Annotated in this window: 12 protein-coding genes; 7 read left to right on the top strand and 5 right to left on the bottom strand. The window is 60.7% G+C overall.

Annotation, left to right across the window (positions count from 1 at the left end; all coding sequences use genetic code 11):
- The 3 genes from ACR0NB_RS09370 to gloB all read right to left on the bottom strand — a co-directional run bounded on the left by ACR0NB_RS09370 (position 1) and on the right by gloB (position 4,326).
- A complete protein-coding gene (locus tag ACR0NB_RS09370) occupies positions 1 to 891 on the bottom strand; it encodes a YHYH protein (protein ID WP_480775479.1) in 891 nt (296 codons plus the stop codon).
- 168 nt (positions 892 to 1,059) lie between these two features.
- On the bottom strand, positions 1,060 to 3,384 hold the full coding sequence (clpA, locus tag ACR0NB_RS09365) for an ATP-dependent Clp protease ATP-binding subunit ClpA (RefSeq protein WP_170364848.1): 2,325 nt from the start codon (positions 3,382 to 3,384) through the stop codon (positions 1,060 to 1,062).
- Positions 3,385 to 3,558: 174 nt separating this feature from the next.
- On the bottom strand, positions 3,559 to 4,326 hold the full coding sequence (gene gloB, locus ACR0NB_RS09360; RefSeq protein WP_480775478.1) for a hydroxyacylglutathione hydrolase: 768 nt from the start codon (positions 4,324 to 4,326) through the stop codon (positions 3,559 to 3,561).
- 61 nt (positions 4,327 to 4,387) lie between these two features.
- On the opposite strand from gloB, the gene ACR0NB_RS09355 reads away from it, so the two are divergent.
- The 7 genes from ACR0NB_RS09355 to ACR0NB_RS09325 all read left to right on the top strand — a co-directional run bounded on the left by ACR0NB_RS09355 (position 4,388) and on the right by ACR0NB_RS09325 (position 10,757).
- A complete protein-coding gene (locus tag ACR0NB_RS09355; protein ID WP_170339950.1) occupies positions 4,388 to 5,122 on the top strand; it encodes a class I SAM-dependent methyltransferase in 735 nt (244 codons plus the stop codon).
- 312 nt (positions 5,123 to 5,434) lie between these two features.
- The gene (locus ACR0NB_RS09350; RefSeq protein WP_093965027.1) at positions 5,435 to 5,995 is read left to right on the top strand and encodes a F0F1 ATP synthase subunit delta; all 561 of its coding nucleotides are present in this window, start codon (positions 5,435 to 5,437) and stop codon (positions 5,993 to 5,995) included.
- The gene (atpA, locus tag ACR0NB_RS09345; RefSeq protein WP_170339951.1) at positions 5,996 to 7,534 is read left to right on the top strand and encodes a F0F1 ATP synthase subunit alpha; all 1,539 of its coding nucleotides are present in this window, start codon (positions 5,996 to 5,998) and stop codon (positions 7,532 to 7,534) included.
- Positions 7,535 to 7,546: 12 nt separating this feature from the next.
- Positions 7,547 to 8,425, top strand: coding sequence for a F0F1 ATP synthase subunit gamma (locus ACR0NB_RS09340; protein ID WP_170357122.1), 879 nt, complete (start codon positions 7,547 to 7,549; stop codon positions 8,423 to 8,425).
- 18 nt (positions 8,426 to 8,443) lie between these two features.
- Positions 8,444 to 9,868, top strand: coding sequence for a F0F1 ATP synthase subunit beta (gene atpD, locus ACR0NB_RS09335; protein WP_170357123.1), 1,425 nt, complete (start codon positions 8,444 to 8,446; stop codon positions 9,866 to 9,868).
- Positions 9,869 to 9,880: 12 nt separating this feature from the next.
- Positions 9,881 to 10,291: a F0F1 ATP synthase subunit epsilon gene (locus tag ACR0NB_RS09330; protein ID WP_170390887.1), complete on the top strand. Its 411-nt coding sequence runs from the start codon at positions 9,881 to 9,883 to the stop codon at positions 10,289 to 10,291.
- A gap of 115 nt (positions 10,292 to 10,406) precedes the next feature.
- On the top strand, positions 10,407 to 10,757 hold the full coding sequence (locus ACR0NB_RS09325; protein WP_093964638.1) for an H-type lectin domain-containing protein: 351 nt from the start codon (positions 10,407 to 10,409) through the stop codon (positions 10,755 to 10,757).
- A 32-nt stretch (positions 10,758 to 10,789) separates the two neighbouring features.
- On the opposite strand, the gene rpiB is transcribed toward ACR0NB_RS09325, so the two are convergent.
- Positions 10,790 to 11,230, bottom strand: a complete 441-nt coding sequence (rpiB, locus tag ACR0NB_RS09320) for a ribose 5-phosphate isomerase B (protein WP_170357125.1) — start codon at positions 11,228 to 11,230, stop codon at positions 10,790 to 10,792.
- 21 nt (positions 11,231 to 11,251) lie between these two features.
- Positions 11,252 to 12,271, bottom strand: a complete 1,020-nt coding sequence (locus tag ACR0NB_RS09315; protein WP_093964640.1) for a ribose-phosphate pyrophosphokinase — start codon at positions 12,269 to 12,271, stop codon at positions 11,252 to 11,254.
- Positions 12,272 to 12,278: the final 7 nt, after the last annotated feature.

The raw sequence follows: 12,278 nt of genomic DNA, 5'->3' as shown, positions 1-12,278 counted from the left end.
TCAGCGCGGCCCGAAGCGGAAGCTGGGATCGGGTGTGCCCGCAAAACAGCGTGGAACAACCGGGTAGTCATCGGTCAGAAAATACGCGTAGGTGCCCGAAGGAAACTCGGTCGAAACGGTCATGGCGCCATTGCATTCATCGAGCGTTCCAAGCCCCGCCACGAACTCGTAGTCTTCGTTGAACGTTCCATCATGTCGTCCGTCAGGAGCGGCGCCGCCCGGGCGCTGTCCGGCCTTCAGCCGGTAGGAAGAGGTCATTTGCGTGACCTTGCCGCCCACCAAACCGGTTCGGGCGTAAATCGGAAACCCGTCCGCTGCATATCCGATCAACGGAGAGTGTTTTTTCGGTGACCAGCCCTGCATTTCGATCAGGCCGGTCGGAACCCCGTGGTAGTGATATTTTCCGTTTGGTTGGACATGCGCGAAATTGGCATCGAGTCCAAGGGCGATCGCGCCGCCCAAGGCATTGTAGGACCAGCCCGACCGGGGATCGCCGTGCCAGAATTCAGCGGCCAGTGGGTCAAAGACGACCCCAGTCAGGGACACGCCAAAATTCCACCCCATGCGCAGAGGCGTCGGGGTTGCATTCGCCCTCGGAACGGCCGGCAGGTTCAACTTGACCGACTGCTCGGCGATTTGATGCGGGTTGCCTTTGTTCGGAAAGCGACCGACCAGATGATTGGGGATGCCATTGCCGGTAATCGACAAGGCGCGGCCTTGTTCGGTGACCTCTGACCTGTTGACGCCTGGGTTGACGGTCGCCGGTTCCAGGTTCAACGGTTCCGCACGGGTTTCGTCATGAAAGCGATACCGATGCTGTGCAGAGGCGATTACGCCGACGACCGAGGCCGCGAAGGCGATGCTCCAAATGACGGCGATTTTTCTGGACACTGCGCTGCTCCACTCCAAAGGCTTTGGTCTGAAACGTGGCGCGCAGCGGTTTCCGTCGCTGGGAACCGTCTTTTTGGCGAATACTGGCGGGAGAGGGGGCGGCCTCTAAAGAAATCGCCCGGCAGAACTGACTGCCGGGCGACGAGACTTGTTTGAATGGACCGAGGTCTAGTCCGCGGTCAGCAGCGGCGGCTTGTCGCCAGAGATCCGCGGATTGTCGGGCCCGATAATCTCGAGATCCAGATCGCCTTTCTTGACCGAGACCCGCACGACACCGCCCTTGGCCAGCTTTCCGAACAGCAGTTCTTCGGCCAACGGTTTCTTGATGTGCTCCTGGATGACCCGGCCCAGAGGCCGCGCGCCCATCTTGTCGTCATACCCCTTGTCGGCCAGCCACTCGGCGGCTTTCGGGGTCAGGTCGATGGTGACGCCACGATCCAGAAGTTGCGCCTCAAGCTGCAGGACGAATTTTTCGACCACCTGCAGGATGACCTCTTTGGGCAGCGGCGCGAACGAGATTACCGCGTCCAGACGGTTGCGGAATTCAGGGGTGAACATCCGTTCGATTGCGGCGGTATCTTCACCCTCGCGCCGGTCGCGGGCAAAGCCGATTGCGGCCTTGGCCTGTTCCTGCGCGCCCGCGTTAGAGGTCATGATCAACACCACGTTGCGGAAGTTCACCGTCCGGCCGTTGTGATCGGTCAGCTCGCCGTGGTCCATCACCTGCAGCAGGATGTTGAACACGTCCGGGTGGGCCTTCTCGATCTCGTCCAGCAGCAGCACGCAATGCGGGTGCTGGTCGACGCCATCGGTCAGCAAACCGCCCTGATCGAAGCCGACATAGCCCGGAGGCGCACCGATCAGACGGCTGACCGCGTGTTTCTCCATGTATTCCGACATGTCGAAGCGCAGCAGTTCCACGCCGAGTGTATCGGCCAGTTGCTTGGCGACCTCGGTTTTGCCTACACCGGTCGGGCCGGCGAACAGGTAGTTGCCGATCGGTTTTTCCGGCTCGCGCAGACCGGCCCGTGCCAGCTTGATTGCGCTGGACAGAGCCTCGATTGCCTGGTCCTGCCCGAACACCACCCGTTTCAACGAGTTCTCAAGGTCCTTCAGAACCTCGGCATCGTCCTTGGTGACATTCTTCGGCGGAATGCGCGCGATCTTGGCCACCACGGCCTCGATCTCCTTGACGCCGATGGTCTTGCGCCGCTTGCTTTCAGCCACAAGATGCTGGGCCGCACCGGCCTCGTCGATCACGTCGATCGCCTTATCAGGCAGTTTGCGGTCGTTGATGTAACGCGCAGACAGCTCGACCGCGGTCTTGATCGCGTCGGCGGTGTATTTGATGTCGTGATGCTCTTCGAAATAGGGCTTGAGACCGCGCAGGATCTTCACGCTGTCCTCGACCGAAGGCTCGTTCACGTCGATCTTCTGGAACCGACGCGACAGCGCGCGGTCCTTCTCGAAGTGCTGGCGGAACTCCTTGTAGGTGGTCGAACCCATGGTGCGCAGCTTGCCGCCCTGCAACGCAGGCTTCAGCAGGTTCGAGGCATCCATGGCGCCGCCCGAAGTTGCACCCGCACCGATCACGGTGTGAATCTCATCAATGAACAGCACGGCGTCTGGGTGATCCTCAAGCTCGGTCACCACGGCCTTGAGCCGCTCTTCGAAGTCGCCGCGATAGCGCGTGCCGGCCAGCAATGCGCCCATGTCCAGCGAATAGATGGTGGTGTTGGCCAGAACGTCTGGCGCGTCGCCTTGGACGATCTTATAGGCCAAACCTTCGGCAATCGCCGTCTTGCCCACGCCCGGATCACCCACCAGCAGCGGGTTGTTCTTACGGCGGCGGCACAGAACCTGGATGCAGCGCTCGACCTCGTCGGCGCGACCGATCAGCGGATCGACGTCGCCGGCGCGGGATTTGGCGTTCAGGTCCACGCAATACTTGCCCAACGCGCTTTCCTTCTGGTCGGCGTCACCGGAGGCGTTCTGCGCTTCCTCTTCACCCTGATCAGCGCCGGTTACCGGACGATTTTCACCAAATGCCGGGTCTTTGGCGACGCCGTGGGCGATGAAATTCACCGCGTCATAACGCGTCATGTCCTGCTCTTGCAGGAAGTATGCCGCGTTGCTTTCCCGTTCGGCAAAGATGGCCACCAGAACATTCGCCCCGGTCACCTCGGTCCGGCCCGAGCTTTGCACATGGATCGCGGCGCGCTGGATAACACGTTGGAACGCAGCTGTCGGTACGGCTTCGGACCCGTCGATGTCTGTCACCAGATTGGACAGATCCTCGTCGATGAACTCGACCAGAGAGCTGCGCAATTCGTCCAGATCCACGCTGCACGCCTTCATGACGCGCACCGCATCGGGTTCTTCCAGCAGCGCCAGCAACAGATGCTCCAGCGTTGCGAATTCATGACGCCGTTCGTTTGCAGCCGCCAGGGCCGCGTGAATGGCTTGTTCCAGTGTGCTCGAGAATGAAGGCACGCGGGTGCTCCTCTGTATTGGGCCGGAAGGGGTTCGAGTATTGGCCGGATCCCCATCCCAACCATGACCTCATACTATTAGAGTTTGGTTGATCATGGCGCGGCTTCAAGGGTTTTCTTTCACTTGACAGTCACATTTAACGTGACCGTGGCCGTGAAGAAGACCAATTAGGCATCAGAAGCGGTCTTTTCTACCCCGGATCTCGGCAAAAACGGCGACCGGGTCAGCCCCCACCATTCCAAGCTGTGCCTGAATCTTGGGATCAGTGGCGCGCAGGAACGGATTGGTCGCCTTTTCCACGCCCAGATTTGACGGCACGGTCGCGCGGCCCTCTGCCCGAGCCTGATCGATCTCATGCACCCGTTGCTGCAACGCTGTGTTGTCAGGATCAACGGTTACCGCAAATCGTGCGTTTGACTGGGTGTATTCGTGACCCGAGCAGACCGACGTCTCGTCGGGCAAAGCCGCGAGTTTCGAAAGCGAGGTCCACATTTGCGCTGCGTCTCCTTCGAACAAGCGCCCGCATCCCAGCGCCATCAGGCTGTCGGCCGTGAACACCACCGCGCTTTTGGGCATGTAATATGCCACATGTCCCACCGTATGCCCCGAGACATCCAGAACCTCGACGGGTTCGCCCCCAATCTCGAACCGGTCACCGTCAGCCACCTGTTTGTCGAGGGGAGGAAGCCGGTGAGCGTCGGCCGCCGCACCAATCACCTGTGCTGGGTGCTGCTCGAGGATGCCCGGCAAGCCGTCGACGTGATCCCAGTGGTGATGGGTCAGAAGGACATGGCTCAGGCGCCAGCCGCGTGCGGTCAATTCGGCCAGAATGGGTCCGGCCTCCGGGGCGTCGACCAGGGCTGTCTGTCCGCTTGCATGGTCATGTGCCAGAAAAGCATAGTTGTCGCTGAGACAGGGGATGGTGACGATCTCAAGAGGCATGGCCTTTTGCCCTTTCGTTGCTAGACTGCGCTCAGCTAAGCCGATCGACCGGGTATCTGCAATGCATCTTGATGTGCAGGATCTTAGGAACTTCTATTACCGCAGCACGCTGGGGCGTGCGGCGCAGGCTGCCATTCGTGGCCGGCTGATCGAGCTGTGGCCCGAGGCCAAGGGCCAGACGGTGGCCGGATTCGGATTTGCGGTGCCTCTGTTACGCCCTTATCTTGCGGACGCGCGGCGTGTCATCGGCCTGATGCCCGGACCGCAAGGGGTGATGCCCTGGCCCGCTGGTATGCAGAACGTATCGGTGCTGACCGAGGAAACCCGGTGGCCGATCGAAACCGGTCATGTAGACAAGCTGGTGGTCATGCACGGGCTCGAGACCTCGGAACGACCCAGTCAACTGCTTGAAGAGTGCTGGCGTGTTCTGGGGCCGGGTGGCCGGGCGGTGTTTGTCGTTCCCAATCGGGCCGGGCTTTGGTCCCGAACCGACCGTACGCCCTTCGGCTACGGACATCCGTATTCGGCAACCCAGTTGGAGAACCAGCTGCGCGCACATCATTTCGTGCCCGAGATGCACTGCTCCGCCCTTTACCTGCCGCCCTCGTTCCGGCGGTTCTGGCTGCGCTCGGGTGGGCTGATCGAAAAGACAGGGCAACGGATCCCGACCATCATGGCCGGTGGTGTTCTGATGGTCGAAGCCAGCAAGCTTGTGCGGCCACCAAGCGGCAGCGTGACCAAGGATGCCGAAAAACGCCCCATCAAAGCGCTGGACGGATTGCTGAAGCCGGCGTGAACCGGCGCGCATCCACAAGCGCGGGATTCCCGGAAACATGAGGGAAAAAGGCCACAGGAATCGCAAAAACAGGCAACTTGGTAACATTTTTCACGCCGGCGAATGGGTTCAAACCGTCGCAGTTTCCGTAACCGATTGAAAAGAAAGATTTTGTGGATAAAGCTGAGCCCGGCATAACATATTGCTAGGTGGCTTAGGCTCTGCTACATCCCCGGTGATTTTGATCCCCGCCCTTTCAGGACGGGGTTTCCTCACGCCCCCGGTTCAGCTGCCGCACGCGAAATCGGGGCCCAAAATATCGGAAGGGTGGACGTGTCCGAACCAGCTTCGATTTCGACGGGCATAGCCAAACGCTATGCAACGGCGATCTTCGAGATCGCAAAAGAGAACAAGGACCTTGCAGGTCTGGAAACCGGCATCAATGACCTTTCGGCTGCATTGAGTGAAAGCGCGGACCTGCGCGAGGTGATCTCTTCGCCGCTGATCTCCCGGGCCGACCAGCAGGCGGCCATCACCGCCGTGGCCGACAAGATGGGCCTGCACCCGATCATGCGCAACACGCTGGCTCTGATGGCGCAGAAGCGCCGTCTGTTCGTGCTGCCGCAGCTGATCAAGGTTCTGCGCGAAATGCTGGCCGACGAGCGCGGCGAAGTGACTGCCGAAGTTGCCTCGGCCAAGGCGCTGACCAAGACCCAGCTGGAAAAACTGTCCAAGACACTGTCCGAGCGCGTGGGCAAGGACGTGACCATCAATGCGACCGTCGATGAAAGCCTCATCGGTGGTCTTGTCGTCAAAGTGGGCTCGCAGATGATCGACAGTTCGATCCGCTCCAAGCTCAACTCCCTACAGAATGCAATGAAAGAGGTCGGATAAATGGGTATCCAAGCCGCAGAGATTTCTGCAATCCTGAAAGACCAGATCAAGAATTTTGGTCAAGAAGCAGAGGTGGCCGAAATCGGCCGCGTGCTGAGCGTCGGTGACGGTATTGCCCGTGTTTACGGCCTGGACAATGTGCAGGCGGGTGAGATGGTCGAGTTCCCCGGCGGCATCATGGGCATGGCGCTGAACCTCGAAGCCGACAACGTCGGTGTCGTGATCTTCGGCTCGGACCGTGACATCAAGGAAGGTGACACCGTCAAGCGCACCAACTCGATCGTGGACGTTCCGGTTGGTGACGAACTGTTGGGCCGCGTTGTTGACGGTCTGGGCAACCCGCTGGACGGCAAAGGCCCGATCAATGCCAAGCAGCGCGGCGTCGCAGACGTCAAGGCGCCGGGCATCATCCCGCGTAAGTCGGTGCATGAGCCGATGGCGACCGGCCTGAAGTCGGTTGACGCGATGATCCCGATCGGCCGTGGCCAGCGTGAGCTGATCATCGGCGACCGTCAGACCGGCAAGACCGCCGTGGCTCTGGACACCATCCTGAACCAGAAGGTCTACAACGAAGCCGCTGGCGACGATGAATCGAAGAAGCTGTACTGCGTCTACGTGGCCATCGGCCAGAAGCGTTCGACCGTTGCTCAGCTGGTGAAGAAACTGGAAGAATCCGGCGCCATCGAATACTCGATCGTCGTGGCCGCAACCGCGTCCGACCCGGCGCCGATGCAGTTCCTGGCGCCCTATGCCGCAACCGCGATGGCCGAGTACTTCCGCGACAACGGCCGCCACGCTTTGATCATCTATGATGACCTGTCCAAGCAGGCCGTCGCCTATCGTCAGATGTCGCTGCTGCTGCGCCGTCCGCCGGGCCGCGAAGCCTATCCGGGTGACGTTTTCTACCTGCACTCGCGCCTGCTGGAGCGTTCGGCCAAGCTGAACGAAGACTTCGGTGCCGGTTCGCTGACCGCTCTGCCGGTCATCGAAACCCAGGGTGGCGACGTGTCGGCCTTTATTCCGACCAACGTGATCTCGATCACCGACGGCCAGATCTTCCTGGAAACCGAGCTGTTCTACCAGGGCATCCGCCCCGCCGTGAACACCGGTCTGTCGGTTTCGCGCGTGGGTTCGTCGGCTCAGACCAACGCGATGAAGTCGGTCGCCGGTCCGGTGAAACTGGAACTGGCCCAGTACCGCGAAATGGCTGCATTTGCGCAATTCGGTTCCGACCTGGACGCCGCAACCCAGCAGCTGCTGAACCGCGGTGCGCGTCTGACCGAGCTGATGAAGCAGCCGCAGTACTCGCCGCTGACCAACGCGGAAATCGTCTGCGTGATCTTCGCCGGCACCAACGGCTATCTCGACAAGATCGACGTTTCGGACGTTGGCCGCTACGAAGCGGGTCTGCTGGCGCATCTGCGCGGCAAGCATGCCGATCTGCTGCAGTGGATCACCGACGAAGATCCCAAGATCAAGGGCGAGGCTGCCGACAAGATCAAGGCTGCGCTGGACGAATACGCCGCAACCTTCGCTTAAGGAGACGCGGCGATGCCAAGTCTAAAGGACCTTAAAAACAGGATCGAGTCGGTCAAATCGACCCGCAAGATCACCAAGGCCATGCAGATGGTTGCGGCAGCAAAACTGCGCCGCGCCCAGGAATCTGCCGAAGCCTCGCGCCCCTATGCCGAACGGTTCAATGCCGTGATGGCGGGGCTGGCGGCGTCGGTCGGGGGCAGCGACAGCGCCCCCAAGCTGCTCCGTGGTACGGGCAGTGATGATGTCCATCTGCTGGTCGTGATGACAGCTGAACGCGGCCTGTGTGGCGGCTTCAACTCGAACATTGCCAAGCTAGCCCGCCAAAAGGCGGAAGAGCTGCGCCTCAAAGGCAAGACGGTCAAGGTTCTGACCGTCGGCAAGAAAGGCCGCGACGCGCTCAAGCGTGATCTGGGCGATCTGTTCGTCGGTCATGTCGACCTGAGCGAAGTAAAACGCATTGGTTACACCAACGCGCAGGACATCGCGAAGGACATCCTGTCCCGCTTTGACGGGGGTGAGTTCGATGTTGCCACGATCTTCTACTCGAAGTTCGTCAACGTTGTGACCCAGATTCCGACGGCACAGCAGGTCATCCCCGCCTCGTTCGAAGACGAAGCGACGGGTGACGACAGCGGTGCCATCTTCGACTACGAGCCCAGCGAAGAGGCCATCCTGGCCGACCTGCTGCCCAAGGGGGTCGCGACAGCGATCTTCTCGGCTCTGCTCGAAAACGGTGCGTCTGAACAGGGTGCGCGGATGTCCGCGATGGACAACGCGACACGCAATGCGGGCGAGATGATCGACAAGCTGACGATCCAGTTCAACCGCTCGCGTCAGGCCGTGATCACCAACGAGCTGATTGAAATTATTTCCGGCGCCGAAGCGCTGTAAGAAAACCGGAGACGAAACATGGCGAATGCAAAAGGCAAAGTCACACAGATCATCGGGGCCGTCGTCGACGTGCACTTCGAAGATCAGCTGCCTGAAATTCTGAACGCGCTGGAAACTACCAACAATGGCAAGCGCCTGGTGTTGGAAGTTGCTCAGCACCTGGGTGAAAACACCGTCCGTACCATCGCGATGGACGCGACCGAAGGTCTGGTCCGCGGCGAAGCCGTGACTGACACCGGCGCACCGATCTCAGTTCCGGTTGGCAACGCCACCCTGGGCCGCATCCTGAACGTGGTCGGTGAACCGATCGACGAAAAAGGTCCGGTTGAAGCGTCTGAGGCCCGCGCGATCCACCAGCCCGCGCCGACCTTCGACGAACAATCGACCGAGTCGGAAGTTCTGGTCACCGGCATCAAGGTTGTCGACCTGCTGGCCCCCTACGCCAAAGGCGGTAAGATCGGCCTGTTCGGCGGCGCCGGCGTTGGTAAAACCGTTCTGATCATGGAACTGATCAACAACATCGCAAAAGTGCACTCGGGCTTCTCGGTGTTCGCGGGTGTTGGTGAACGGACCCGTGAAGGGAACGACCTGTACCACGAGATGATCGAATCGAACGTCATCAAGCCCGACAACCTGTCGGAAAGCCAGGTGGCCCTGGTCTACGGTCAGATGAACGAACCTCCGGGGGCGCGTGCCCGTGTTGCTCTGACCGGCCTGACCCTGGCCGAGCAGTTCCGCGACCAGTCCGGTACCGACGTTCTGTTCTTCGTCGACAACATCTTCCGCTTCACGCAGGCGGGCTCCGAGGTGTCGGCTCTGCTGGGTCGTATTCCTTCGGCGGTGGGCTACCAGCCGACGCTGGCCACCGACATGGGCGCCCTGCAGGAACGCATCACTTCGACCAAGAAGGGCTCGATCACCTCGGTGCAGGCGATCTACGTGCCTGCGGACGACCTGACCGACCCCGCGCCGGCAACCTCGTTCGCACACCTGGACGCAACAACCGTTCTGAACCGTGCGATCTCGGAAAAGGGTATCTACCCGGCCGTGGACCCGCTCGACTCAACCTCGCGCCTGCTTGACCCGGCCATCGTCGGCGAGCGTCACTACAAGGTTGCGACCGACGTTCAGCAGATTCTCCAGCGCTACAAGTCGCTGCAGGACATCATCGCCATCCTCGGCATGGACGAACTGTCGGAAGAGGACAAGTTGACCGTGGCCCGCGCCCGCAAGATCGAGCGCTTCCTGTCGCAGCCGTTCGACGTGGCCGAAGTCTTCACCGGTTCGCCGGGTGTGCAGGTTCCGCTGGAAGTCACCATCGACTCGTTCGAGCGTGTCGTGGCCGGCGAATTCGACCACCTGCCCGAAGCGGCCTTCCTGATGGTTGGTGGCATCGACGAAGTGATCGCCAAAGCCGAGAAGATGGCCGCAGCTGCTGCCTAAGGAGTATCCCCGATGGCAAACACGATGCAATTCGACCTCGTCAGCCCGGAGCGGAGCCTTGCTTCGCTTCAGGCCAGCGCGGTCCAGATTCCCGGTGCGGACGGGGACATGACGGCGATGCCCGATCATGCCCCCACCATTACCACGCTGCGTCCGGGCATCCTGAAGGTCGAAGCGCCCGAAGGGACCAGCGAATACCTGGTCACCGGCGGGTTTGCCCAGATCAACGGCGATGCTCTGTCGGTGCTGGCCGAAAAGGCCATCCCGGTTGACGAAGTGACCCGCACGCATCTGGACGAGCTGATTGCCGAGGCTCGCGCCTTGCACGAGGCGGCGAAGGAAAACGGCGAACAGACCATTGTCGACGAGGCAGCCAAGCTGCTGGCCGACATGGAAGCGCTGGGAACGCACATGAGCCTGTAACGGCTGATGCACCGTCAGAATTGGAAACGGCCCTGCTGCTGCGGGGCCGTTTTTTTGTCGTGATTTCGCCGAAAGGTCAGGATAAGTTGCGGAAATTCATAGGAATTGATGCGCAATGAAGAAATTCTTGACCCACCCCATCGGAATTGACCGAGGTGAAGAGGTTCTGTTCTCGGAATTCGCAGATGGCGGAGACATGTGGACGGGCGAGGGGCCGCGGGAACGACGCCGGCCCGTCACCTTCAGCCAACCCTTCCGCACCCCGCCCGTCGTGCAGATTGGAGTGTCCTTGTGGGATGTCGATACCTCATCGGCCTTGCGCGCCGAGCTGCTGTCCGAAAATGTTACAACCACGGGCTTTGATGCGGTGTTCCGGACGTGGTCGGACACCCGTATCGCCCGGATCCGCGTGGCATGGACCGCGATCGGGGAAGTTGCCCACGAGGACGACTGGGACATCTCCTGACCCGCCGTTCCCAGCGGGCCATCCGTAATGACTTAGGATTCGATCATTGCCACGCGTTTCGCGTGCCGGCCGCCTTCGAATTCGGTGCTCAGAAAGGCATCGACAATATCCAGCGCCAATCCAGTGCCAACAACACGCGCGCCGATCGACAGCATGTTGGCGTCATTGTGCTGGCGGATCATGCGAGCAGAGAACGTATCCGAACAGACGCCGCAGCGGATGCCGGGAACCTTGTTTGCAGCCATCATGATACCTTGCCCCGTGCCGCACAGGACAATGCCCAATTGGCACTCGCCCGAGACGACGGCCTCGGCGGCGGCTTTGCCGTGCTTGGGGTAATCCGTGCTTTCGGGGCTGTCAGGGCCGAGATCCAGAACGTCCCAGCCTTGTGCCGCTGCAAAAGCGGCAACTTCCTTGCGCAGGTCGATGGCAGCGTGATCGCTGGAAAGAACCAGACGTTTGTTGGCGGTCATGGGAATGGCTTTCCGGTTTCTTCAGTCTGTGTGGTACAGGGATTCGTAGATCGGGATCAGGGTCTTGTCTTCGAACAGCGACGATACTGATGTGCCCTGCCAGATGTTCAGAATGGCCTGTGTGAAGATCGGGGCCGTCGGCACCGTGCGGATATTCTTGGCCTTCTTGATGTCTTCGGTCGGCATGATCGTGTCGGTCAAAACAAGCGATTTCATCACCGAGTTCGAGACGCGTTCAACGGCCGGACCGCTCATGACGCCATGGGTGATGTACGAGTGAACCTCGCGTGCGCCGTTGTCTATCAGCACCTGCGCCGCCTTGCACAGCGTACCGGCCGTGTCGCATATGTCGTCGACGATCAGGCAGATCTTGTCCTTCACGTCGCCGATCACGGTCATCTCGGCCACTTCCCCGGCTTTTTCACGCCGTTTGTCGACGATCGACAGAGGAGCGCTGATCCGCTTGGCCAGCTCGCGGGCACGAGCCACACCGCCGACGTCCGGCGAAACCACCATCAGATCGTCCATCTGGTCGCGGAACTGGTCCTTCACGTCCAGCGCAAAGATCGGAGAGGCATACAGGTTGTCGACCGGCATGTCGAAAAACCCTTGGATCTGTGCCGCATGCAGGTCCATCGTCAGGATGCGTTCGATCCCGGCACCGGTCAGCATGTTGGCCACAAGCTTGGCGCTGATCGGGGTGCGCGCCTTGGTGCGGCGATCCTGGCGGGCATATCCGAAATAGGGGATAACCGCGGTGATCCGCGCCGCCGACGATCGGCGCAGCGCATCGGCGATGATCAGAAGCTCCATAAGGTTGTCATTGGCCGGGTTCGAGGTGGGCTGGATGATGAACATGTCCTCGCCCCGGACGTTCTCGAAAACCTCGACAAAGATCTCGCCATCGTTGAACCGTTCGACCCGCGCATCTACCAGACGCTGGTTCACGCCGCGGTGCAGGCTCATGCGGCGCGCGATGGTTTCGGCAAGCGGAAGGTTTGCGTTCCCAGCAATAAGCTTGGGTTCGTGATGTGTCGGCATCGGCTGA

The sequence above is a fragment of the Ruegeria sp. CG3 genome (genome assembly GCF_056537205.1).
Note: the sequence above shows the minus strand (reverse complement) of the source record. Positions and strands in the feature narration are given on the sequence as shown.